Source organism: Planotetraspora phitsanulokensis (assembly GCF_016863295.1).
Taxonomy (GTDB): Bacteria; Actinomycetota; Actinomycetes; order Streptosporangiales; family Streptosporangiaceae; genus Planotetraspora; species Planotetraspora phitsanulokensis.
In genome coordinates, this window is the sequence record NZ_BOOP01000041.1 from 1 (window position 1) to 21,578 (window position 21,578).

Consider the following 21,578-nt stretch of genomic DNA (forward strand, 5'->3'; position numbering starts at 1 on the left):
ATCGACCTTCTCATCATGTTCCTTCCGGGGATGTCGTAATGGACCGTCTGCCTAGCTGGATCCGCCAGCACCTCGCCGCGATCAGGGCAGTCATCGTGCTGACCGTGATCCTCGGCGGCATCTACCCACTGGTCGTCACGGGCGTCGCCCAGGCGTTGTTCAACTCCAACGCCAACGGCCAGATCATCGAGAAGAACGGCGCCGACGTCGGCAGCGCCATCATCGGCCAGAACTTCACCGACAAGGACGGCAACCCGATCGGGAAGTACTTCCAGAGCCGGCCGTCCGCCGCCGGCGACGGCTACGACATGTTGTCGACCGCCGCCAGCAACCTCGGCCCCGAGGACGTCGTCGACACCCTCCCCGACCCGAACGGGGCGGATGACGACGCCAAGGCGGGCAGCCAGTCGCTGCTCACCACGGTCTGCGCCCGGTCCCAGGCGATCGGCGAACTGGACGGCGTCAGCGGCGCCCGGCCGTACTGCACCGCCGACGGCGTGGGCGCGGTCCTGAAGGTCTTCCCGGCCGCCGGGAAGCCGACCCGGGTGGTCAGCGTCAACCAGGCCTGCCCCGCGACGCCCTTCATCGCCGAATACCAGGGCGTGAAGGTGGAGTGCGGCAAGCCCGCCGAGGACTACTCGGCCGGCCGTACCGTGCCCGTCCGCGGCGACGCGCCGACGCCCGCGGTTCCCGCGGACGCGGTGACCGCGAGCGGCAGCGGGCTCGACCCGAACATCTCGGTGGCCTACGCCGACCTCCAGGCGCCTCGGGTGGCCAAGGAGCGCGGCCTGGACGTCGCGAAGGTGAAGTCGCTCATCGACGACAACACCACCGGCAGGGCTCTCGGCTTCATGGGCGAGCCCGCGGTCAACGTCCTGCAGCTCAACCTGGCCCTCGACGACCTGGCCTCCGGCACGGGACAGTGACGGCGGTGCCAGGGCGACACTCCCGCACCGGCCCCGGACTCGGCTCCGGGGCCGGCGCGGGCCCCCGTGGCCGGCGCGCGCCGGGCGGCGACGCCCGGCGGCGTTCCACCGGCTGCTCCGTCCGGCGCCTCGCCGGGCGGCCGGTCCAGGGCCTCGCCGGGTGCTCCACACGGTGCCTCCCGGCTCGCGGGAAGGACCGGTGGTCATCGTGACACGCGTTCTCGTCGTCGACGACGAACCCCAGATCATCCGGGCGCTGCGCATCAACCTGGTCGCCCGCCACTACGAGGTCGCCGTCGCGGCCGACGGCGCCTCGGCGCTCCGCGAGGCCGCCGACTGGCATCCCGACCTGGTCGTGCTCGACCTCGGGTTGCCCGACCTCGACGGAGTGGACGTCATCCACGGCCTGCGCGGATGGACCAACGTCCCGATCATCGTGCTCTCCGGGCGCACCGGGCACCAGGACAAGGTCGACGCCCTCGACGCGGGCGCCGACGACTACGTCACCAAGCCCTTCGGAATCGACGAGCTGCTCGCCCGCGTCCGGGCGGTCAGCCGCCGCGTCGTGGCCCAGGAGCCCGGACCCTCCGTGATCCAGATCGGTGACCACGCGATCGACCTCGTCGACAAGACGGTCACCGGCGACGTCCGGCTGACGCCCACCGAGTGGCATCTCCTGGAGATCCTGCTGCGCAACCCGGGCAAGCTCGTCAGCCAGCGGCAGCTGTTGACCCGGGTCTGGGGTGCGGGGTTCGTCAAGGAGACCAACTACCTGCGCCAGTACATGGCCCAGCTGCGGCGCAAGCTCGAGCGGGATCCCGCTCATCCCGCGCATCTCATCACTGAACCGGGCATGGGCTACCGGTTCAAACCCTGAGAGGACACGATGTCCGCAGTAGCGAGTCCGCCTGCCGCTCCCGCGGCGCAGGAGCCCGCCGGCGAGCGGCACCGGCTCACGGTGACCGGTGGCCTGGCCGCCCTCTCGCTGGACGCGATGGCCTCCGTGGCGTACGGCCCCGAGGCGATCGTCGTGGTGCTCGCCCTCGCGGGCGGTGCGGGACTCGGCTTCACCCTCCCGGTCACGCTGGGGATCGCGCTGCTGCTGGCCGTGCTGACGTTGTCCTACCGGCAGGTCATCGCGGCCTTTCCCCAAGGAGGCGGCGCGTACGGCGTGGCGAAGACCCACCTCGGCAGCCAGGCGGGCCTGGTCGCGGGCGCGAGTCTCATCGTCGACTACGTGCTGAACGTGGCGGTGTCCGTCGCCGCCGGCGTCGCGGCGCTGACGTCCGCCTTCCCCGGGCTCGTGCCGTACACCGTCTGGTTGTGCCTGGCGGTCCTCGCCCTGGTCACCGCGATCAACCTGCGGGGCATCGCGCACAGCGCCCGCGCCTTCATCGCGCCCACGGTCGTGTTCGTCGGGGCGATCCTGCTGGTGATCGTGGCCGGTCTGCTGCGCGGCGCGCCCGCGACGGCCGTCGAGCACGCCGCCCAGGCGCGGAACCTGGAGACGGTCGGCGTCCTGCTGCTGCTCAGGGCCTTCGCGAACGGCTGCGCCTCGCTGACCGGTGTCGAGGCGATCGCCAACGCGGTCCCCGCCTTCCGCACTCCCAGGGTCAGGCGGGCGCAGAACGCCGAGGTCGCCCTCGGCGCGCTGCTGGCGGTCATGCTGATCGGCATCGCCGTCCTGATCGGGAAGTTCGCGATCGCGCCCGTCGACGGGATGACCGTGCTCGCGCAGGTCAGCCGGGCGTCCGTGGGCGACGGGCCGCTGTTCTACCTGGTGCAGTTCGCGACGGTGGTGCTCCTGGCGCTCGCCGCCAACACCTCCTTCGGCGGCCTGCCCGTGCTGGCCCGGCTGCTCGCCCAGGACAACAACCTGCCGCACCTGTTCGCGGTGCGCGCCGACAGGAACGTCCACCGGTACGGCATCGCCTTCCTGGCCGTGGCCTCGGCCGCGCTGCTGGTGGCGGCACACGGCGAGATGAACCTGCTGGTCCCCCTGTTCGCCGTCGGGGTCTTCGTCGGCTTCACGTTGTCCCAGGCCGGCATGGTCAGGCACTGGATCACCGACCGGCCCGCCGGATGGCGGTGGCGCACGGCGCTGAACGGGTTCGGCGCGCTGCTGACCGCTGTCGCCGCGGTCGTGGTGGCGATCTCGAAGTTCACCGAGGGCGGCTGGCTGGTCGTGGTCGCGCTTCCGCTGATCGTGCTGCTCATGCGGCGGATCAACCGGTCGTACGCCCTGATCGGCAAGCGCCTCGAACTGGGCAGGACGCCCGCGCCGCCCAGACCCCGCCGGTCGCTCGTGGTGGTCCCCGTCCAGCAGGTCAACCGGCTCACACGTGACGCCCTGTCCGCCGCGCTCTCCCTCGGCGACCGCGTGGTGGCGGTCAACATCTCCCATCCCGAGAACGAGGAGGGGAGCCGCCGGTTCGGCGAGGGCTGGGGCCGCTGGGCACCCGACGTCGAACTGGTGCGGCTCTTCGACGCCCACTGGAGGTTGGACGAACCCCTGGTCGACTACCTCGGGAGCGTTCCGGAGGCCCACGTGTTCGTGCTCATCGCCGAGGTCGAGCCGGAGCACGTCTGGCAGCGGCTGCTGCAGAACCAGCGCGGCGCGATCCTCGCCCGCGCGCTGCGCCGGAGGACCGACGTCGTGGTCTGCCGCATGCGGTTCCGGATCGGCGGTCCCGCCGAGGAGCCGGAAGTCGGCCGGCGCGAGAAGAAGGTCAGATGAGCCCCCGCGACTCCGCACACCCATCGGGGGAGTTCCCAGGCGGGACGCCCGGCCCGAGCTCCGGGGCGCGGTGGACCTTGCCTGCCATGGCGATCGTGCTCATCGGCTGCGTCGCCGGCGTCGTCGCCTGCTTCGTCATGACGCGCGCGGCGGACGCCTATCCCCTGACCCACCGGCAGGTCGACGCCCACATCGTGCGGGTGGTCGGGCCGCCGGGCGGCGGAGGGCGGTCGCTGCCCGCGCCGGGAGCGGACGTGGAGGTGGCGTGGACGGGCAGGGACGGCGCCGTCCACACCGGCAGGACGCACGTGGGCCCGCTTCCGGACCTGAAGGAAACCGTCCGGGTGTGGACCGACACGAGGGAACGGCTCGACTGGGGGCCCCCGGTGAACGGCACGATCATCCTGGGATCGGTGCTCGGGGGGCTCGCCGCGGCGAGTGCCGCGTGGTCGGCCGACCGGCTGGTGCGCGTCGGCCGCCGCGCCTGGACGGCGCGGCGCGCCGTGGCCGGATGGGAGTGAGAATGGAAGGAGATCACCGCCATAGGGCGGTGATCTCCTTTTTGCAGGGCTGCTCTGCTAGCGCCGCGGCTCAGCCCTGCGGCTTGGGTTCGCCCGTCTGCCATTCGCTGAGGCGGGCGGTCAGGAGCTCCGCGATCGACGCGGAGTCCTCATCCTGGTCGGCCAGGTCCTGTTCGAGGACGCACATCATGCGCTCCTGGCGACGGACCGGGACATGGTCCCGGCGGGGTCGATCACGATGCCGATGACGTCCAGGTCATTGATCATGCACCGGAGGGCGGGTTCGCTGAGGCGGATCCACTCCTGGTCACTGCCGAGCACCTTGGCCAGCCGGAGCGGCGAGGTGAAGGCCACCGAGGTCTTCTTGCCCGATGCCGTGCGGAACAGGCGAAGGGAAAGGGAGAGCGTGCCGCGGTTGACGGGCACATATAAAGGATCTTCCAGCATGGTGTCGCCTCCAGGGGAGAACTCGTACAAAGGCGACGCTAGACCCGGATTTTGGCGAAATGCCTGTTCGCTACGGAATTCCGACGTCGGTCGCGCGAACGCTGACGCCGCTTTGACGCCTTCCGGACGGAGCGCGAGCGCCGGGCGGGGATCTCTGGCGCGCCCGGCGCTCTGGCACAATTCGGAATGTGACACGCGCGGTGCAGCAGACGACACGTGACCTGCGTCGACACAATCGATCCGCGCTGCTCTCGCGTCTGTACGTCCAGGGGCCGACGAGCCGTCAGGATCTCACGAGAGAGTCCGGGCTCAGCTCGGCGACGGTGAGCAACGTCGTGTCCGATCTGATCAACGACGGCGTCGTCGCCGAGGCCGGGCTGGTGGAGTCGGACGGCGGGCGCCCGCGCACCCTCATCCAGGTCCGCGGCGAGTTCGGCCACGTCGTCGGGGTGGACATCGGCGAGACCCACGTCCAGATCGGGCTGTTCGACTACACGCTCGGGACGCTGGCGACCGCGACGTACTCGGTGGCGGCCACCCGGCTGGAGCCCGAGCAGGTCGTCGGCCTCGTGCTCGCCGGGGTGCGGGAGGTCGTCTCCAAGGCCGGCGTCGAGACGGGCGGCCTGCTCGGGATCGGCGTCGGGGTTCCCGGCGCCGTGCAGGTCGCCGGGCGCGAGCTGGTCTACGCCCCGACCCTCGGCTGGTCGGCTGTGCCCCTCGGCGACATGTTGCGCCGGGATCTTCCCGCGCCGATCTACCTCGACAACTGCGCTCGCACGCTCGGGCAGGCGGAGATGTGGCGTGGAGCCGGCCGTGGCGCACGGCGGGCGATCGTCGCGCTCCTCGGCGTCGGGGTGGGGGCCGCGGTGGCCACCGCGTCGGAGTCGTTCCGCGACATGGCCGGCACGACCAGCACGACCAGCGAATGGGGCCACACCGTCATCAACGTGGACGGCAGGCCATGCAGATGCGGGTCGCGCGGGTGCCTCGAGGCCTACGTGGGGGCGGAGGCGGTCCTCGACGACTATCTGGCGCTTCCGGACGCCAGGCCGTTCGAGTCGGCGGGGACCGAGGCGCGCCTGGCGGAGCTGGTGGCGCGCGCGGAGGACGACGGCGGCGCGTCGCAGGTCCTCGGCAGGACCGCGGAGTACCTGGGCATCGGCATCGCGAACCTGATCAACCTGCTCAGCCCCGACCGGGTCGTCCTGTCCGGATGGGTGGGGGAGACCATGGGGGCCGCGATCCTGCCCGCCGTACGTGAGACCGTGCGACGCCACGCCCTGTCCTACATGTACGGCCAGGTCCGCATCGAGCTCGGCCAGCTCGGGCAGGAGGCCGTGGCGCTGGGGGCGGCGACGTTGCCGGTGGTCCAGGTGCTGGCGAGCGGAGGATCGGTCCCCGCCTCTGCACCCGGCCCCCACTTGCCATGATCGTCACGCGGCCGTGAGGATGGGGGCCATGCCTGCTTTCGCCGCTCCCGACGGGACCGAGCTCGTCTATCACGTCACGGGTGAGGGCGAGCCGCTCCTCTGCCTGCCCGGGGGGCCGATGCGCGCTTCGGCCTACTTGGGCGACCTCGGCGGGCTGTCCGGGCACCGCCGGCTGGTCATGCTCGACCTGCGTGGCACCGGCGACTCCGCCGTCCCCTCCGACCCGGCGACGTATCGCTGCGATCGGCAGGTCGCCGACGTCGAGGCCCTGCGCGTTCACCTCGGGCTGGATCGGGTCGACCTCCTCGCGCACTCCGCCGGCGGCGATCTCGCCCTGCTCTACGCGGCCCGCCATCCGCGGCGCGTACGGACGCTCACCCTGGTCACCGCCCGTGCGCGCGCCCTCGGTGTGGACTTCACCGAAGAGCACCGCCGGGAGGCGGCCGCCCTGCGCGCCGCCGAGCCCTGGTTCGGCGCCGCACACGACGCCTACGAAGCCGTCTGGGCCGGGTCCGCGACCGACGCCGACTGGGACGCCGTCGCCCCGTTCTTCTACGGCCGCTGGGACGCGGCCGCCCAGGCGCATTCCGCATCCGACCTCGAACAGAGCAACCTGGAGGCCGGCGACCTGTACGCGACCTCGGGCGCCTTCGACCCCGACGCGGCGCGTGCCTCCGTCGCCGCACTGGACGCGCGGGTCCTGGTCCTCGCGGGCGAGCTGGACGGCAGCCCGCTTCCCCGCGTCGCCGCCGTCGTCGCCGCGATGTTCCCCCGGGCGGAGCTGGCCGTTCAGCCGGGCGCGGGCCACTTCCCCTGGCTCGACGACCCGCGTGGCTTCGCCCATACCGTCGCGACGTTCCTGGGCGCGGCCGGGCCGTCCGGTTCCGGGGAGGACCCAGCCGAGATCGCCAGTTGACCTTCGAACCAACGGTACTTAGCTTAAGTCGTGGACTAAGTAGTACACGACCGTGGTGCCGCGCACCGGACGATCCATCGGAGTTCGAATGCCATCTCGTCATGCCGACGGCCATCTCTACATCGACGGCGCCTGGCGTCCCTCCGCGTCGGGCCGGTTCGGCGACGTGGAGGAGAAGGCGACCGGTGCTCGAATCGGGCGCTACGCCCTGGGCGGCGCGGCGGACGTCGACCTGGCGGTCGACGCGGCCCGCGCCGCGCAGCCGGGGTGGGCGGCCCTGTCCGCGCCCGAGCGCGCCGGTCACCTGCGCCGGATGGCCGAGCACCTCCAGGGCCGCTACGAGGAACTCGTCACGCTGAGCATGCGGGAGACCGGAGGGGTCCGGGCCAAGGCCGAGGACGAGGTCTCCACGACCATCCGCCAGCTCGGCATCTCGGCGGTGCAGGCGACGGAGAACGCGGGGGAGATCCTGCCGCCCTACAAGGCGGGCAAGCTGTCCCTGTCGAGAGTGGTCCCCCTCGGCGTGCTCGGCGTCATCACGCCGTGGAACTACCCGATGAACCTGGCCATGCGCGCGGTCGCGCCCGGGCTGGCGTTCGGCAACACGCTCGTCCTCAAGCCGGCCGAGCTCACCCCGATCATCGGCGGGCAGGTGCTCGCCGAGGCGGCCGACCACGCGGGTCTGCCGCCCGGCGTCCTCAACGTGGTCACCGGCGACGGTCCCGACGCCGGGTGGCCGCTGGCCACTCATGACGGCCTGGACCTCATCGACTTCACCGGCTCGCGCAGGGTCGGCCTGGACATCGCCGCGTCGGCCGCCGCCGTTCTGCGTCCCATCCGCCTCGAACTGGGGGGCGACAACGCCTTCCTCGTGCTCGGCGACGCCGACGTCGACCTGGCCGCCTCGCTCGCGATGGTCGCCTCCCTCGAGTTCCAGGGGCAGACCTGCATCAGCTCCAGCAGGCACATCGTGGTCCGCGAAGTGGCGGAGGAGTACATCGCGGCGGTGACGCGCCGGGTCGAGGCCCTGCGCGTGGGCGACCCGCTGTCCGGCGAGGCCGACCTGGGCCCGTTGATCAGCACCGCCCAGCGCGACCGGGTGCACCGGACGATCGTCGAACCGTCCGTCGCGATGGGGGCCAAGCTCGTCGCGGGCGGCACCTACGACGGCCTGTTCTACCGGCCGACCGTGCTGACCGGCGTCACGCCGGACATGCCGGCCTTCACCGAGGAGATCTTCGGCCCGGTCATCCCGATCACGGTCGTGGACACCGAAGAGGAGGCCGTCGCCCTGACGAACGGATATCCGATGCTGATGAACTCGGTGTTCACCGCCGACCTCATGCGGGGCATGCGGGTGGCCGAGCGGCTGCAGGCCGGTGAGGTGCACGTCAACGACGCGCACGCCCGACACGGCGCGGAGAACCAGATGCCGGGCTTCACCCGGCGCCAGTGGATCGGCGTCCAGCGCACGCCGCTCGACCTCCCCGCCTGGACCGCCGATCCGGCGGGCCGGCCGTGAGCGAGGGGGCGCGCCGCCGCGCGCTGGTCGTACGCGGCGGCTGGGAGGGCCACGCGCCCGTCGAGGCCACCGAGCTGTTCATCCCGTCGCTCGTCGAGGCAGGCTTCGGCGTGACCGTCAGTGAGGACCTCGACGTCTACACCGACGCGGAGCTCATGGCGGCGACCGACCTGGTCGTGCAGTGCTGGTCGATCGGCACGATGACCCCCGAGCAGAGCGCCGGACTGGTCTCCGCCGTGCACGCGGGCACCGGCTTCGCCGGCTGGCACGGCGGAGTGGTCGGCACCTTCGGCGGCAGCCACGACTACCTGCGGATGGTGGGCGGGCTGTTCCTGTGGCACCCCGAGGACTTCCTCGAGTACGAGGTCACGATCGAGCCCGGCCAGGCCGGCCATCCGATCGTCGCGGGTCTCGACGACTTCACCGTGACGACCGAGCAGTACTGGATGCTCACCGACTCGCTGAACACGGTCCTGGCGCGGACCACGTTCACGCCGGAGGACGGCGAGCACGGGCGAGGGCCGGTCGACATGCCCGTGGTCTGGACCCGCGGATGGGGCGCCGGGAAGATCTTCTTCTCGGCGATCGGCCACCGGGTCGCCGACCTGGAGCAGCCCGCGGTCCGCACGCTCACCGAGCGCGGACTCGTCTGGGCGGCACGATGAGCGCCCCCGTGGGCGGCTCGGCGGACCAGGCCGTTCCCGGCGCCGTCGTGCTGGCGATGCCGGCGGCCCTGCCCTCCCGGCTCTTCCAGGGCGAGAGCGCGGAACGGCTCCACGCCCTCGTCGGCCCCGACTGGGGGCCGCCCGTCACCGGGTTCCACTCCGCCGAGGCTCTCGAGCGGCTGGCGCGGGCGCGCGTCCTGCTCACCGGCTGGGGGAGCCCGATGATCGACGACAGGGTGCTCGACCACGCGCCGCACCTGCGGGCCGTCGTCCACGCGGCGGGCACGGTGAAGGGCCACGTCTGCCCCTCGGTGTTCGAGCGGGGCGTCCTGGTGAGCTCGGCGGCCGACGCGAACGCGGTCCCGGTCGCCGAGTACACCGTGGCGATGATCCTGCTCGCCAACAAGGCGGTGCCCGCGATGGCCCGGGAGTACCGCGCCCGGCGGGAGGCGATCGACCTCATCGGGGACTATCCCGACGTCGGCAACCACGGCAAGACCGTCGGCCTGGTGGGCGCGTCGAAGGTCGGCCGCAGGGTCGCCGAGCTGCTCCGGCCGTTCGATCTCGAGGTGCTGGTCAGCGACCCCTACCTCGACGAGGCCGGCGCCGCCGCGCTCGGCGTGCGCAAGACCGGCCTCGACGACCTGTTCGCCTCCTGCGACGTCGTGTCCCTGCACGCCCCCGCGATCGAGGAGACGCGGGGGATGGTCGACGCGGCGCGCCTCGCCGCCATGCGCCCGGGCGCGACGCTGATCAACACGGCCCGGGGGTCGCTGGTCGACCACGACGCCCTCATCGCGGAGTTGCGGCGCGGCCGGATCTCCGCCGTGCTCGACGTGACGGAACCCGAGATCACCCCGTCGGACTCGCCGCTGTGGGAGCTGCCGAACGTCGTCCTGACCCCCCACGTCGCCGGATCCCTGGGCAACGAACTGGCCCGGCTGGGGTCGCAGGCCCTGGACGAGGTGCTCCGGGTCATCGACGGCCGGCCGCTGCGTCATCCCGTCGATCTGGCGGCTCTGCCGGTCACCGCCTGACACCCACGCCGAAAACCCGGGTCTTCGCCGTGGAGTCCGGCGTCAGTGGTGGTAGGCGTGTACGACAGCGTGGCCCCGGCCCCTGCTGATGATCCACTTGTTGGCGGGGGTGGTGACGGCGAAGGCCAGCGCCAGCGAGGCCGCGAGCGATCCCCAGAAGAGCCCGGTGGTCAGCCCCGCGTCCATGGCTCCCGGGACGACCAGGAGGAAGCCGTTGTCCACGATCTCCATGATCAGGATGGAGAGCGTGTCCGCCGCGATCGCCAGCCGTACGGCCTGCCGCCAGCCGACCTCGGCGCGGAGGAGGCCGCGCAGGGTCAGCGCGTAGCCGAAGAGGAACGCCAGGGCGACCGACAGGACCAGCGTCGCAGCGTCGCCCCAGGACAGGGCGGTGCCGATCACCATGCCGAGCACCTCGCCGATGGCGCACCCGGTGAGGCAGTGGAGGGTCGCCGAGGCGGCCGTCCGCCACGTCGCCGGCTGGGGTCCGTGCCCGTGTTCTGTGTGCCCATGTTCCGTGTGCTCCGCGTGCCCGCGCTCCGTGTGCTCCGTGTGCTCCGCGTGCCCGTGCTCCGTGTGCGCGGTGTGCATGGTTTGGGCGGCGCCGGCCTGCGGGCTCTCGCCGTGGCCGGCCGGGTGACGCGGGGGTGCGGGATCGTCTGCGGGTGTCGATCCGGACATGATGATCTTCCTCTCGGCTCGGTCGACCTTCACTATACCCCCAGGGGGTATCAGCGGCGTCGTACCCCGGATGGCGGCGACGCGGTGAACCGGAGGTACTCTGCGCTCATGAGGCCCGATGATCAGCTCCCGCGGAAAGCGCCACACGACATGAGCGCACCGGTCGCGATGTGCCCCCTCACATCTCCGGCGTCGTCGTCCGCGGGACCGGTGGGCTGAGGTCATGGGAAGCGGAGTCCGGCGGATCGTCCTGCTCACACTCGGCTGGGAGGACCTGCCCAAGACGGTCTCGGTGCACGGGGACACCTCGGGGACGCGGCTGCGCGAGCCCGTGCCCGGCGTGCTGCTCCAGACCGACGGCGGCTGGGTGCTGCTCGACACCGGGTTCAACACCGCCCTGATCCGTGACGCGGCTCTCGCCCGGCGGTTCTATCCGCGGCCGGAGTACCTCCCCGTGCTCCCCGGATCCGGAGAGCCGCTCGAGGAGACGCTCGCGGGGGCGGGCATCGCGATGGAGGAGATCCGTGCGGTGGCTGTCAGCCACCTGCACCTCGATCACGCGGGAGGGCTCAAGCACTTCGCCGGGCGCGTTCCCGTGCACGCCCAGCGGACCGAGTTGCGGTACGGCCTGTCGGACGCGGCGGAGGCGCACGGCATCTTCCGCATCGACTTCGACGACCCGCGCATCGACTGGCGGCTCGCCGATGGGGAGGCGGAGATCGCCCCGGGGGTGACCGCCGTGCCGACGCCGGGCCACACCCCGGGCCACCAGAGCTTCGTCGTCGACCTGGACGAGTCCGTGGGCGGCGGCGGCTTCGTCTTCGCCTTCGACGCGGCCGACCTCACCGAGAACGTCGACGGGGAACTCGCGGTGGGCGGGTTCATCGACTGCGAGCCGCAGGACACCGTCGAGCAGATCAGGAAACTCAAGAAGATCGCCGCGGCGAAGGGGTATGCGCTGATCCCGGGACACGACCCGGTGGCGTGGCCGGCCTACACGGCCGAGTTCGCCGAGCGCTTCCGGGCTCGCGGCTGACTCCTCCCGCGTCTGGGTGGACATCACGCTCGCGCCTGACCCCCGCGTCCGCGTGGACATCACGCTCGCGCCGACCGGGGGGTGCTGCGCAGGGATGGATACCAAAGCCTGCGGAATGGCGATACTTCGGCCCGCCTGCGTGAAAAATGGGGGCGACTGCCACGAAGGGTGGACGCGATGACCAGCGAGGAGCCCGCCGAATTATCGGGCATAGATTTCCACCAGATGCCGATGCTGGATCTGGTCGCACTCCACGACGAAAGCGCCGAGGGCCTGCATCCCCTTCCGCAGGCAGTCATGGACCGCATCTGCGAGGTCATACGGGAGGGCATCCATTTCTGCGGGTGCGACATGACCGACCTCATGATCAGGCTCCTCGGCGGCTGATCACGACTGCCCGCACCATTCGGGACACCAGCGGCGCGTTGAGCCGTACGGCAGGGGCCGTCTCGGCCGGCACGGCAGGGCGTGCCTCGGGTCACACGAGCGAGCCCGCCAGCACGTGCGTCCTGGCGGGCTCCTGTCGATCTACGTTGTAAAGGGTGACGGATCGCGATGCGCTCAGCGGGCGCGGGAGGAGTAGGGGAGAAGGGCCATCTCCCGGGCGTTCTTGATGGCCCGTGCGAGCTGCCGCTGTTGCCGGCCGCTCACTCCGGTGACCCGGCGGCTGCGGATCTTCCCGCGGTCGGAGATGAACCTCCGCAGCAGATCGGTGTCCTTGTAGTCGATGTAGTCGACACCGAGCAGGGGATTGGCCTTCTTCCTCGGAACACGGCGGTTCTTCACGCGATCTCCTCCAGATCCAGGACGGCGGCGAAGGGGTCGTCGAAGGCGGCCCAGGCGTCGGGGCCGGCGACGGATTCCTCCGGGGTGAGCAGGCACGAGTCGAGCAGCGCGTGGATGCGCTCGCGGTCGAGCTCGGGGCCGGTGAAGACCAGGTGCTGGACGCGGTCGCCGACGGTGGGCGCCCAGTCGAGCGAGGCGGCCATGCGGCGCGCGGGCGAGACCAGCTCCCACGCTGCGTCGGGCAGCGCCGCCAGCCACGGGCCCGCGTCCTCGACGGAGACCACGCCGGCCACCGCGTCCCAGGCCAGCAACCGCTGCGGCCGGGTGGCCAGCCAGAACCGGCCACGGCTGCGGACCGATTCGGTGACCAGTTCGTCGACGGCCTCGAACAGGCGGTCCGGGTGGAGCGGGCGGAGGCGGTGCCAGACGACCGTGGTGATCTCGTCCGTGACCGCGTCGCACGGCAGCTGCGCGGTCGCCGGGTCGACGCGCGCCGCCAGTTCGTCGGCGCGCAGGGCGGGACCCGTCACCTCGGGGAGCGGACCGTCCACCGGCGTGACCGGGGTCAGCGGGGCGAGATGGCCCAGCACGGCGCGTGTCAGCTCCACGTCCCCCTCGTCGCCGTCGCCGCGGTGGACCATCAGGCCGGTGGCGTACTCGATCTGCCGGGCGAGCACCTCGGCCAGGTAGCGCTGGTCGCCCTGCGCGGCCTGCCTGCCGACTTCGACGAGGCGGTCGGCGCGGGCGATGTCGACGGGCATGTGCTCGGCGTCCAGCGCGGTCAGCACGGCGGTGACCCGGAGGAGGTCGTGTGCCTCCTCGCAGTCGAGGGCCTCGGCGACGGACCGGGGCTCGACCGAGTCCCACAGGTCCGCGATGAGCAGCGGGGCGGCGCCGGCCTGCCGTACGAGCTCGGGCACCAGGTCCTCGCGCACCGTGCAGGTGACGCAGCCGTGGGCGAGCCGGACGTCGGTCCTGTCACGGATCCGGTCGGCGTCGCGGACGACCCGCTCCACCCGGCCACGGGTCACGTCGCGCAGGTCGTGGTGGACGGCGACCGCTCCGGGGTGGGCGCGCAGCAGCCGGTCGACGGCGGCGGTCCTGGCCGCGTCATGCAGGCCCGCGACGAGGACAACAGGGACGGACACGAGGTCTCCCTCCAGGAATAAAACGGTTATCATTTTCATTCTACGACCCGAAAGGAGCTGGAGTGGCCAGAAACGAGGTGCGTCCCGTGATCAAGCTGCGTTCGACCGCGGGAACCGGCTACACCTACGTGACCCGCAAGAACAGGCGCAACGACCCCGACCGGCTGACGCTGCGCAAGTACGACCCCATCGCCCGGCAGCACGTGCTGTTCAGAGAGGACCGATAACCATGAGGAAGGGCATCCACCCCGAGTACCGTCCGGTCGTCTTCCGCGACCCCAGCGCGGACTTCGCCTTCCTGACGCGGTCGACCGTCACGAGTGACAAGACCATCGAGTGGGAGGACGGCAACGTCTACCCGGTGGTCGACGTCGACGTGTCCTCGGCGAGCCACCCGTTCTACACCGGTCGCGGGCGCGTGCTCGACACCCAGGGCCGCGTCGAGCGCTTCCGCCAGCGCTACGGGAGCCGGTGATGTCGGCCCGCTGCCAGCTCACCGGGGCCGCACCGGTCTTCGGCAACAACGTCTCCCACTCCCACCGGCGCACCCGGCGCCGGTGGGAGCCCAACATCCAGCACAAGCGCTACTGGCTGCCGAGCGAGGGCCGGTTCGTACGGCTCACGCTGAGCGCGAAGGCGATCAAGACCATCGACAAGATCGGCATCGAGCGCGCCGTCGCGCGGATCAGGGCTCGGGGAGAGAAGATCTGATGGCCAAGAAGAGCAAGATCGCGGCCAATGAGCGCAGGAAGGCGGTCGCCGCCCGCTTCGCCGGCCGCCGGGCCGAGCTCAAGGAACTCGTCAGGACGGGTTCCGCCGAGGAGCGCGCGGGAGCCGTACGCGAGTTGAGCAGGCAGCCTCGTGACGCCAGTGCCACCCGCGTGCGCAACCGGGACGCGGTCGACGGCCGTCCCCGGGGATATCTGCGCACGTTCGGGATCTCGCGGATCCGCTTCCGTGAGATGGCCCATCGGGGAGAGCTCCCCGGTGTCACCAAGTCGAGCTGGTAGGAGAGCATGGCCGTCCCCAAGCGCAAGACGTCCCGCAGCAACACGCGCAGCCGCCGTTCCCAATGGAAGGCGCAGGCCCTCGACCTGGTGCCCATCGTCCTCGACGGGAGGCGGATCCTCGTCCCCAGGCGGCTCGTGAAGGCCTACCACGCGGGGCTCATCGAGCCTCCGGCCTAAGTCGTGTCTGACGAATCAAGCCGCCCTGCGCGTGGCCCAGACGGCGCCTCGCGCGTCTGACCGGCGGTGCCCGAGGGGCCCGGTGCGCGGTGGCCGACCCGCGCCCGGGCCCCTCGGCGTCTACGGACTCCGCCGTTCCCTGGCGGGCCGCCGCCTGATGCGGACGCCGAGCGCGGAGCGCGACAGCGCCAAGGCCGTCCGGGCGGACGGGTTGATGCGCATCGCCTCGTAGGCCGCGATGGTGGACAACGCCCTGCCACCGGGACCGAGCCCGCGGGCGAGACGGCCGATGGTGAGCCACGCCTTGGCCCGGTCCCCGGCGTTGAGCGCCGCCACCGTAAGGAGCCTTCGCGCCTCGGTGAGCTCGCCCTCCTGCGCGAGGATGTCCGCCATTCCGAGCAGCACGTCCATCGGGCTGCGGTCGAGGAGCACGGTGGTCCCGACGCGCAGGGCGTCGTCGTGCCGCCCGGACTCGTAGAGCTCCTTGAACTCGGCGACCCGGAAGTCGAGCCGCTGCTCGGCCTGCGCCGCGAGGCGCTCGTCGTACAGGCTCTCGGACGGCCCGCCCCCCTCCGCCGCGCGCGGCAGGCTGAGCGCGGTCGACATGCGCTCAGTGAAGGCCGGGATGTCGAACAGGTCCTCCACCTCGCGGAAGCCGTCCTCCGAGATCGGTTCGCACAACACCGCCTGGAGCGCGGCGAAGGCGGCGTCGGGGGTGTACTCGCCGAAGGAACGGTAGCCGGACACCCCGGCGAGGACCTCGTGGGAGCCGACCCGCTCGTAGGTCACCACGCGCAGCCGTTGCTGCACCGCCTCGACCACCGACAGCGGCATCGGGTCGTCGGCGCTCGAGAGGAAGAAGACGTCGGACTCGGCCAGCTCACGCCGTACGCGGCGGCGCGGCAGCGGGCCGAGCCACTCGACGCTGTCGGAGACGAGCGTGCTCTCACCGAGCCGTCGCGTCCGCTGCCCGATCCAGGTGAAACGCCAGGGCAGGCCGAGAGCGCGGGCGCGCTCCGCCACCCTGGAGAACAGGTCGACGCCCTTGCGGTCCTGAACGCTGCCCACCATGACGATCCGCGACTCGCTGGAGACCCCTTCCCTGGCCCGCCGCCGCTCGGGATCGCGGGGCACGGTGTTGTAGACGACCATCGGGTCCCTGGCGCCCAGAGTGCGGAACAGGTCCGCCTGCGCCTTGGAGACGCACAGCAGCTGCACGAGCGGGAGCAGTTCCAGCATGTCCGTGTGCCGGTCGCCGCGGATTCGCGCCTCGTAGTCCATGACCCACTGGGTCTCGTGGACGTACACCGCGACGCGGACCCCCGACTCGACGAGGGCGCGCACGACCTCGTTGGCGATGGGGGACCGCCAGAAGAAGGCGAGGCTGTTGACCAGCACCACCTCCATGTCGCGCAACGCGGCCAGCACGTCGCTCACGGTGGAGAACGCCTGGATGTCGAAGTAGTGGACGGCCACGGGGCTGCGGGCGAGCAGCGACTGGGTGTAGGTGAGCACCGGGACGGCGACGCCCGTGGCGTAGGAGAAGTCGTCGCCGAGGACGGCGAGCGAGTGCGGCCGGGTGACCCGGTCGCGCACTTCGGCCAGGGCGCGTTCGGAGAGGGTGGCGGTCGTGGACGCCGAGGGGGAGATGGCACGTTCCACCGGGGCGGGCGAAGGCTCCCGCGGGGTGCGCGCCGCCATGATGACGTCGAGGATGTCGTCGGCCACGCCGTCGCCGAAGCTGATGAAGTGGTCGAGCGGCTCGCCGTGCGCGTTGCCGGCGAACGTGGCCGACGTCTTGAGTTGCAGGGCGACGTCGGTCAGCGCGCCGATGGATCCGACGTTGCGCAGCATGGCGTGCTGGATCACCGGGAAGACGATGTTCAGCTGCTCGGGGTTGTAGAGCACCAGCGGCGTGCCGGCGCGCAGCGTCTGCAGGTAGGTCGTGGAGAAGAACGTGACGGCCAGGTCGTAGCCGCGCAGCCCGGCCGCGTCGACGAGCACGTCCGCGCCGCGGACGGTCACGTCCGGCAGGGTCTCCAGCCATTCGAGGTGGGAGTCCCGCGACGACGGGTGGGGCTTGACGTCGATCGTCCCGTACGGCGCCAGCGCGGCGACCATCTCAGTCAGCACCTCGCGGTGCTCCTTGGCGGTCAGCTTGCCCTGGTCGGACAGCGACTGGTCCAGGACGACGATCCGAAGGGGCTCCCCGGGCGTCCGGGAAGGGCGGAAGGACAGGGCTCGGGCCGCGTTGACGAGTTCGGGGTCGTCGCTGTGGCCGAGGGCCCCGGTGATCACCACGTCGCCGGACTCGGAGTTCGACCGGAACCTCAGGTGGTTGCTCGTCGCCGGACCCCAGACGCAGACGGCGGAGGGCGCTGACGCGCCGTAGTACCAGTTCTGGTCGCGCTGGGATCCCGCGTGGCGCTTGTAATGGAAGTCGAGATGCCCGTCCTGGACGAGCACGACGGGCAAGCGCCGGTTGAGCGCACGGGCGACCAGTCGTCCCCGGCGTGACTGGTCGTTGAACAGGACGAGCCGGTCGACGTCCTCCTTCTCGGCGAACTCCACGATGCGCCGCTCAAGCTCGTCGGCGAATTCCCGGTCGCCGATCGGTTCGCCCACCTCGAAGAGATTTCGGACGGTCGTGTGGGGGAGGCGTGCCTGCCCTTCGGCGGCGACCCAGGTGGCCACGTCGCCTTCGGCGTCCGCGGTCAGGACCGAGAAGTCCGGTGCTTCCGGACGTTCGGTCGCGATGAGCCGGCCAGTGAGGGCGATGCCATTGCGGTTCTCGACGAATATCGCTATATGCACTGTTGAACGTCTCCACTGGTCATTGCGGGCGCGATCCGGTGTTCACCGGAGGCGCCGTCCCCTGGGCAACAGCGGTGGCTCAATCAACGGGATTTATGTGCAAATAATAACCGTCAGATAAGAATCATCCGAAGGAGGCGTTGAATTCGATCAGATATCTGATGGATATCAAATAAATAACAAATGGCCGAGTGTGCGAACTTTTTTCATCCGGCTTCGTTCCGGTGCGCCCGGTCTCCGGGTGGCGCCCCGGTCAGCGGGCGTCGAACGTCCTGCGGTTGGCCTCGATCTCGGAGTAGTTCGCGGTGGCCCAGGCGGCGAGGGCGAAGACCGGTTCCAGCAGGGTCCGGCCGAGGCGGGTGAGTTCGTACTCCACCCGCGGCGGCACCTCGGCGTAGACCGAGCGGGTGACCAGCCCGTCGCGCTCGAGGTGGCGGAGGTTGAGGGTCAGCATGCGCTGCGAGATGCCCCCGATGGCCTGGCGGAGCTCGCCGAACCGCCGCGGCCCGTGCTGGAGCGTGCCGATGATGAGCAGACTCCACTTGTCGCCCACCCGGTCGAGGACCTCCCGGACCTTCGGCCCTTCACTCGAGACGCGGTCACACGGGTTGGGTGCCCCTTTTCCGTCCTCCATCGCGTCTCCAGGTCCGTCGGGGCCTGTCGAGATGAATTCGGCCCGTCCTTTAATGCTCAAATATCATCGTAATACGGGATAAGAATGAATGTCACCTGACGAGCCCGTTCGGTGCCGCCCCCCTTGTGCGGCACGGCAGGGCGGCCGCGCGCTCGGCCCGCGACCGCCCCTGCTCTTCGTGCTGGATCAGGCTGTTCCGCGATGATCCTCGCCGGGCCTCAGAAGGCCCAGGGGCCGAAGCGTCCCCACGCGATGACCGCGGCGAGGACGAGCAGGACCACGTTGAACGGCACGAGCTTCGTCTCGCCGCGGCGCACGTGCACCGGGATGGCGCCGACCTGGACGAGCGCGAGGCCGGTCGCCGCGAGCGGCGTGAGGATCGGCGCGATGTCGAGGGCCGCCGGGAGGATCAGCCCGATCGCGCCCAGCAGTTCGACGATGCCGATCAGCTTGACCTGGCCGTCGGAGAGGTCTTCCACCCAGCCCATCTGCGGGGCCAGCGCGGCACGCGACTGGAAGGTCTTCTTGATTCCCGCGAACAGATAGAGAAGGGCGAGGATGCTCTGCAGCACCCACAGGACGATGTTCATGGAGACTCCGTGGGGGAAGCCCGCCGCGCGAGGCGGCGGGCAGATGCGAAGCGCACGCAGAGCACATAAACGCAGTTCAGCGCCATTGGTTACTGTTTGTGCGCATGCTCATGATGCACCACCACCACAGAGCCCACAAAAGGCACATTGATGTGCCCAGGGGACATCCGTGTGCCCACGCGCCCTGCTCGGCCGGACAGCCGAACAGGGCGTGGGGAGGAGATCACTCAGTTGAGTCCCGGGTCTTCCGGCGTGGACAGGGTCCAGGGGGCGACGACGATCCGGCGGATCGCGGTGCCCGCCGCCTGACTCGACCAGGCCGTCCGGACGCGGTCGAGCGGGGCCAGATCGAACGCGACCTTCAGCCGGCCGGCGACGGCATGCTCCATGACCTGCGAGAAGGCGGTCCGCCGCTGGTCGTTGGTGAGGTCGTTGTTCGTGTATCCGAGCACCGCGGCCGAGCGGCTGCGCAGCGCCGAGGAACCGAGGGTTGCGCTCTCCCCGGCGGAACCGCCGAGGTTGACCAGGCGGCCGCCCTGCGCGAGCACCCGCGCGGCAGCCTCGGCGGGCACTCCGAACAGCGGGTCGACGACGACGTCCACCCCTCCGTCGCAGGCGGCCGCCAACCGTTGCGCGAGGGTCGCGGCGTCGTCGCCGTCCTTGATGGCGACGACGGCGTCCGCTCCGGCGGCCCGGGCCGTCTCCTGCGCGGAGTCGGACCGGCAGGCGGCGACCACCCGGCGCGCGCCGAGCAGCCTCGCGGCCTGCACGGCCACCTGGCCGACGACGCCTCCCGCCCCGAGGACGAGCACCTGTTCACCGGGCTGTAGGGCGGCCCGCCAGGTCAGCGCCATCCAGGCCGCGACCGCGGACAGGCCGAGCGCCGCGGCCTGGGCCTCCCCGACCCCGTCGGGAATCGGCACGAGGTCGTCCTCGGCGGCCGCGCAGAACTGCGCGAGGCTGCCGTCGCCCGGACGCATCCCGGCCTGGGTGGGGAACCACACCCGCGTCCCGGCAGGCCCCCATCCGGTGTCCTCCGTGACGAACCCGACGCCCTGCACGCCCGGCACGTACGGCAACTCAGGGACGCCGAAGTACGAGGTGCCCGAGGCGCACAGGAGATCGAGCGGCGTGATCGGGGCCGCCAGCACGCTGACGACGACCTGGCCCTCCCGCCGCTTCGGCTTGTCCCGCTCGCCCCATTGCGGTGCTTCCCCGCACGCGTGGACGATCGCCGCGCGCATCGCGTCGCTCACGTCGCGATGTCCGGGTACGGCAGGCTGAAGTGCTGGAGCCGCCTGCCGTACTCCTTCTGGAAGGCGAGCGGCTCGTCGTGGTCGCGCTCGAACATGGCGATGAAGAGCGTGAGCGTGAGGAACGGGTGGGCGCCGAGCTCGAACAGCCGGACGTAGTCGTGGCCGACCAGAGCCTCGCGCTCGGCGTCCTCGAACTTCAGCCAGGTGCTCGCCTCGCCGGAGTGGCAGCCGAGGATCGTGTTGGCCCGCTCGGCCTCCCACCAGGCGACGGTGCCGCGGGGGTCCTCCCGGTAGCGCTCGACGAGCTCGGGGTCGCGGTCGACGGTGAACAGGAACTTGTCGATCAGGTACTTGCTCATGCGGTCACCCCGTTGGGATACCAGGTGAAGTACGCCTCCATGGTGTGGAACAGGTCGAGCGAGTCCACGTAGTCGGCCTTGGCGCCCTCTCCGGCGACGCCCATCATCAGCATGAAGTCCATGAAGCCGTGGGTGGCGTTGCCCGGCTCCCACAGGCTGTCGAGCGTCACCTCGGACAGGCAGCCATCGATGTCGCCACTGGCGATCCACTCGACGGCCTTCCTGTCGAACTCGGGGTCGGGTCCGTGCGGCCCGAACTGGCGCGGTCCGCCGAGTTCGAGGGAGAGGTGTCCCGTGCCGATGACCGCGACTCGCTTGTCGCTCGGCCACGACTCGACGAGCTGCCGGATCGTCCTGCCCAGCTCCACGAAGCGCTTCGGGCGGGGGAGCGGCGGCGCGAAGATGTTGGTGTAGATCGGCACGATGGGCAGGTCGGCCTCGGGTCGCAGCGTGATGATCGGGCACGTGACGCTGTGGTCGATGCGCAGCTCGTTGCTGAAGGCGAGGTCGAAGCCGGCGTCCAGGCCCTCACGCAGGATGTAGGCCGACAGGTCCTCCTGGCCGCGCAGCAGCATGCGCGGCAGGCCGAACTCGCGCTCCTCGTTGTAGAAGTTGGCGTCGTAGAAGGGCGCCTTCCCGACGAGGAACTGCGGCATGTTGTCCAGCCACAGCTGGTGGAAGTGGTCGGAGCCGACCATCACCAGCACGTCGGGGTTCGCCCGGGTCAGCGTCTCGCGGAAGGCCGCGATCTTGGCGACCCAGGCGTCGGCGAACGGGGGGCGTTCCTCCGGCGGGGCCGTGCTCGCCCGGTAGTAGAAGGGGTGATGCGTGGACGCGATCACCGCGACCAGTTCTGCCATGAGACCTCCCGGGGCGGGTGGGGTGA

General features: G+C 71.0%; 26 protein-coding genes. 16 read left to right on the forward strand and 10 right to left on the reverse strand.

The window, feature by feature from the left end:
- The first annotated feature begins 38 nt into the window (after positions 1-38).
- The 4 genes from Pph01_RS35695 (at position 39) to Pph01_RS35710 (ending at position 4,184) form a co-directional block, all read left to right on the forward strand.
- Positions 39-926: a potassium-transporting ATPase subunit C gene (locus Pph01_RS35695; RefSeq protein ID WP_204077642.1), complete on the forward strand. Its 888-nt coding sequence runs from the start codon at positions 39-41 to the stop codon at positions 924-926.
- Between the two features lie 208 nt (positions 927-1,134).
- Positions 1,135-1,803 (forward strand): response regulator, encoded by a 669-nt coding sequence (locus Pph01_RS35700; RefSeq protein WP_204077643.1) that lies wholly within the window; start codon positions 1,135-1,137, stop codon positions 1,801-1,803.
- 9 nt (positions 1,804-1,812) lie between these two features.
- Positions 1,813-3,663: an APC family permease gene (locus tag Pph01_RS35705; RefSeq protein WP_204077644.1), complete on the forward strand. Its 1,851-nt coding sequence runs from the start codon at positions 1,813-1,815 to the stop codon at positions 3,661-3,663.
- An 86-nt stretch (positions 3,664-3,749) separates the two neighbouring features.
- Positions 3,750-4,184: a hypothetical protein gene (locus tag Pph01_RS35710; protein ID WP_204077645.1), complete on the forward strand. Its 435-nt coding sequence runs from the start codon at positions 3,750-3,752 to the stop codon at positions 4,182-4,184.
- 186 nt (positions 4,185-4,370) lie between these two features.
- Here Pph01_RS35710 and Pph01_RS35715 read toward each other — a convergent pair whose 3' ends face one another.
- A complete protein-coding gene (locus tag Pph01_RS35715; protein WP_204077646.1) occupies positions 4,371-4,631 on the reverse strand; it encodes an SAV_915 family protein in 261 nt (86 codons plus the stop codon).
- A gap of 188 nt (positions 4,632-4,819) precedes the next feature.
- On the opposite strand from Pph01_RS35715, the gene Pph01_RS35720 reads away from it, so the two are divergent.
- The 5 genes from Pph01_RS35720 (at position 4,820) to Pph01_RS35740 (ending at position 10,201) form a co-directional block, all read left to right on the forward strand.
- Positions 4,820-6,061 carry an ROK family transcriptional regulator gene (locus tag Pph01_RS35720; protein WP_204077647.1) on the forward strand — a complete coding sequence of 414 codons (1,242 nt, stop codon included), beginning with the start codon at positions 4,820-4,822 and terminating at the stop codon, positions 6,059-6,061.
- 28 nt (positions 6,062-6,089) lie between these two features.
- Entirely contained in the window at positions 6,090-6,977 is an 888-nt protein-coding gene (locus Pph01_RS35725; protein WP_204077648.1) for an alpha/beta fold hydrolase, read from the forward strand.
- Positions 6,978-7,065: 88 nt separating this feature from the next.
- The gene (locus Pph01_RS35730; protein ID WP_204077649.1) at positions 7,066-8,499 is read left to right on the forward strand and encodes an aldehyde dehydrogenase family protein; all 1,434 of its coding nucleotides are present in this window, start codon (positions 7,066-7,068) and stop codon (positions 8,497-8,499) included.
- Complete coding sequence (locus tag Pph01_RS35735) at positions 8,496-9,164, forward strand: ThuA domain-containing protein (RefSeq protein ID WP_204077650.1); 669 nt, start codon at positions 8,496-8,498, stop codon at positions 9,162-9,164. Before Pph01_RS35730 ends, Pph01_RS35735 begins: the two co-directional genes overlap by 4 nt.
- Positions 9,161-10,201 (forward strand): hydroxyacid dehydrogenase, encoded by a 1,041-nt coding sequence (locus Pph01_RS35740; protein WP_239117260.1) that lies wholly within the window; start codon positions 9,161-9,163, stop codon positions 10,199-10,201. Before Pph01_RS35735 ends, Pph01_RS35740 begins: the two co-directional genes overlap by 4 nt.
- 42 nt (positions 10,202-10,243) lie before the next feature.
- Here Pph01_RS35740 and Pph01_RS43490 read toward each other — a convergent pair whose 3' ends face one another.
- The gene (locus Pph01_RS43490) at positions 10,244-10,882 is read right to left on the reverse strand and encodes a DUF4396 domain-containing protein (RefSeq protein ID WP_275412915.1); all 639 of its coding nucleotides are present in this window, start codon (positions 10,880-10,882) and stop codon (positions 10,244-10,246) included.
- 223 nt (positions 10,883-11,105) lie between these two features.
- Here Pph01_RS43490 and Pph01_RS35750 point away from each other — a divergent pair, with 223 nt between their 5' ends.
- Both Pph01_RS35750 and Pph01_RS35755 read left to right on the forward strand, forming a co-directional pair.
- Positions 11,106-11,918, forward strand: a complete 813-nt coding sequence (locus Pph01_RS35750) for an N-acyl homoserine lactonase family protein (protein WP_204077651.1) — start codon at positions 11,106-11,108, stop codon at positions 11,916-11,918.
- Positions 11,919-12,095: 177 nt separating this feature from the next.
- On the forward strand, positions 12,096-12,305 hold the full coding sequence (locus tag Pph01_RS35755; RefSeq protein WP_204077652.1) for a hypothetical protein: 210 nt from the start codon (positions 12,096-12,098) through the stop codon (positions 12,303-12,305).
- Positions 12,306-12,479: 174 nt separating this feature from the next.
- Here Pph01_RS35755 and rpsR read toward each other — a convergent pair whose 3' ends face one another.
- Positions 12,480-12,704: a 30S ribosomal protein S18 gene (rpsR, locus tag Pph01_RS35760; RefSeq protein WP_204077653.1), complete on the reverse strand. Its 225-nt coding sequence runs from the start codon at positions 12,702-12,704 to the stop codon at positions 12,480-12,482.
- On the reverse strand, positions 12,701-13,852 hold the full coding sequence (locus Pph01_RS35765; protein WP_239117261.1) for a CobW family GTP-binding protein: 1,152 nt from the start codon (positions 13,850-13,852) through the stop codon (positions 12,701-12,703). Before Pph01_RS35765 ends, rpsR begins: the two co-directional genes overlap by 4 nt.
- A gap of 62 nt (positions 13,853-13,914) precedes the next feature.
- On the opposite strand from Pph01_RS35765, the gene rpmG reads away from it, so the two are divergent.
- The 5 genes from rpmG to rpmF are packed head-to-tail and all read left to right on the forward strand — an operon-like array spanning position 13,915 to position 15,039.
- Complete coding sequence (gene rpmG / locus Pph01_RS35770) at positions 13,915-14,079, forward strand: 50S ribosomal protein L33 (RefSeq protein WP_203949614.1); 165 nt, start codon at positions 13,915-13,917, stop codon at positions 14,077-14,079.
- A 2-nt stretch (positions 14,080-14,081) separates the two neighbouring features.
- On the forward strand, positions 14,082-14,327 hold the full coding sequence (locus tag Pph01_RS35775; RefSeq protein WP_203887237.1) for a type B 50S ribosomal protein L31: 246 nt from the start codon (positions 14,082-14,084) through the stop codon (positions 14,325-14,327).
- A complete protein-coding gene (gene rpmB, locus Pph01_RS35780) occupies positions 14,327-14,563 on the forward strand; it encodes a 50S ribosomal protein L28 (RefSeq protein WP_204077655.1) in 237 nt (78 codons plus the stop codon). The genes Pph01_RS35775 and rpmB overlap by 1 nt, the downstream gene beginning before the upstream one ends.
- On the forward strand, positions 14,563-14,862 hold the full coding sequence (rpsN, locus tag Pph01_RS35785) for a 30S ribosomal protein S14 (RefSeq protein WP_204077656.1): 300 nt from the start codon (positions 14,563-14,565) through the stop codon (positions 14,860-14,862). The genes rpmB and rpsN overlap by 1 nt, the downstream gene beginning before the upstream one ends.
- 6 nt (positions 14,863-14,868) lie before the next feature.
- Positions 14,869-15,039, forward strand: a complete 171-nt coding sequence (gene rpmF / locus Pph01_RS35790; RefSeq protein WP_204077657.1) for a 50S ribosomal protein L32 — start codon at positions 14,869-14,871, stop codon at positions 15,037-15,039.
- 120 nt (positions 15,040-15,159) lie between these two features.
- Here rpmF and Pph01_RS35795 read toward each other — a convergent pair whose 3' ends face one another.
- From Pph01_RS35795 to Pph01_RS35820, 6 genes are all read right to left on the reverse strand, one after another.
- Positions 15,160-17,853, reverse strand: coding sequence for a glycosyltransferase (locus Pph01_RS35795; RefSeq protein WP_204077658.1), 2,694 nt, complete (start codon positions 17,851-17,853; stop codon positions 15,160-15,162).
- Between the two features lie 253 nt (positions 17,854-18,106).
- Positions 18,107-18,487 (reverse strand): winged helix-turn-helix transcriptional regulator, encoded by a 381-nt coding sequence (locus Pph01_RS35800; protein ID WP_204077659.1) that lies wholly within the window; start codon positions 18,485-18,487, stop codon positions 18,107-18,109.
- A 218-nt stretch (positions 18,488-18,705) separates the two neighbouring features.
- A complete protein-coding gene (locus Pph01_RS35805) occupies positions 18,706-19,077 on the reverse strand; it encodes a DoxX family protein (protein ID WP_204077660.1) in 372 nt (123 codons plus the stop codon).
- 227 nt (positions 19,078-19,304) lie between these two features.
- Positions 19,305-20,333, reverse strand: a complete 1,029-nt coding sequence (locus Pph01_RS35810) for a quinone oxidoreductase family protein (protein WP_239117262.1) — start codon at positions 20,331-20,333, stop codon at positions 19,305-19,307.
- Entirely contained in the window at positions 20,330-20,692 is a 363-nt protein-coding gene (locus Pph01_RS35815) for a hypothetical protein (RefSeq protein WP_204077661.1), read from the reverse strand. The genes Pph01_RS35810 and Pph01_RS35815 overlap by 4 nt, the downstream gene beginning before the upstream one ends.
- Positions 20,689-21,552, reverse strand: coding sequence for a DODA-type extradiol aromatic ring-opening family dioxygenase (locus Pph01_RS35820; RefSeq protein ID WP_204077662.1), 864 nt, complete (start codon positions 21,550-21,552; stop codon positions 20,689-20,691). The genes Pph01_RS35815 and Pph01_RS35820 overlap by 4 nt, the downstream gene beginning before the upstream one ends.
- Positions 21,553-21,578: the final 26 nt, after the last annotated feature.

Coding starts and splice junctions, on each gene's coding strand:
- Pph01_RS35725 (WP_204077648.1), top strand. CDS start 6,090: ATGCCTGCTTTCGCCGCTCCCGACGGGACCGAGCTCGTCTATCACGTC.
- Pph01_RS35750 (WP_204077651.1), top strand. CDS start 11,106: ATGGGAAGCGGAGTCCGGCGGATCGTCCTGCTCACACTCGGCTGGGAG.
- Pph01_RS35710 (WP_204077645.1), top strand. CDS start 3,750: ATGGCGATCGTGCTCATCGGCTGCGTCGCCGGCGTCGTCGCCTGCTTC.
- Pph01_RS35775 (WP_203887237.1), top strand. CDS start 14,082: ATGAGGAAGGGCATCCACCCCGAGTACCGTCCGGTCGTCTTCCGCGAC.
- Pph01_RS35740 (WP_239117260.1), top strand. CDS start 9,161: ATGAGCGCCCCCGTGGGCGGCTCGGCGGACCAGGCCGTTCCCGGCGCC.
- rpmF (WP_204077657.1), top strand. CDS start 14,869: ATGGCCGTCCCCAAGCGCAAGACGTCCCGCAGCAACACGCGCAGCCGC.
- Pph01_RS35715 (WP_204077646.1), bottom strand. CDS start 4,631: ATGCTGGAAGATCCTTTATATGTGCCCGTCAACCGCGGCACGCTCTCC.
- Pph01_RS35705 (WP_204077644.1), top strand. CDS start 1,813: ATGTCCGCAGTAGCGAGTCCGCCTGCCGCTCCCGCGGCGCAGGAGCCC.
- Pph01_RS35820 (WP_204077662.1), bottom strand. CDS start 21,552: ATGGCAGAACTGGTCGCGGTGATCGCGTCCACGCATCACCCCTTCTAC.
- rpsN (WP_204077656.1), top strand. CDS start 14,563: ATGGCCAAGAAGAGCAAGATCGCGGCCAATGAGCGCAGGAAGGCGGTC.
- rpmB (WP_204077655.1), top strand. CDS start 14,327: ATGTCGGCCCGCTGCCAGCTCACCGGGGCCGCACCGGTCTTCGGCAAC.
- Pph01_RS35815 (WP_204077661.1), bottom strand. CDS start 20,692: ATGAGCAAGTACCTGATCGACAAGTTCCTGTTCACCGTCGACCGCGAC.
- Pph01_RS35755 (WP_204077652.1), top strand. CDS start 12,096: ATGACCAGCGAGGAGCCCGCCGAATTATCGGGCATAGATTTCCACCAG.
- Pph01_RS35695 (WP_204077642.1), top strand. CDS start 39: ATGGACCGTCTGCCTAGCTGGATCCGCCAGCACCTCGCCGCGATCAGG.
- Pph01_RS35805 (WP_204077660.1), bottom strand. CDS start 19,077: ATGAACATCGTCCTGTGGGTGCTGCAGAGCATCCTCGCCCTTCTCTAT.
- Pph01_RS35800 (WP_204077659.1), bottom strand. CDS start 18,487: ATGGAGGACGGAAAAGGGGCACCCAACCCGTGTGACCGCGTCTCGAGT.
- Pph01_RS43490 (WP_275412915.1), bottom strand. CDS start 10,882: ATGTCCGGATCGACACCCGCAGACGATCCCGCACCCCCGCGTCACCCG.
- Pph01_RS35730 (WP_204077649.1), top strand. CDS start 7,066: ATGCCATCTCGTCATGCCGACGGCCATCTCTACATCGACGGCGCCTGG.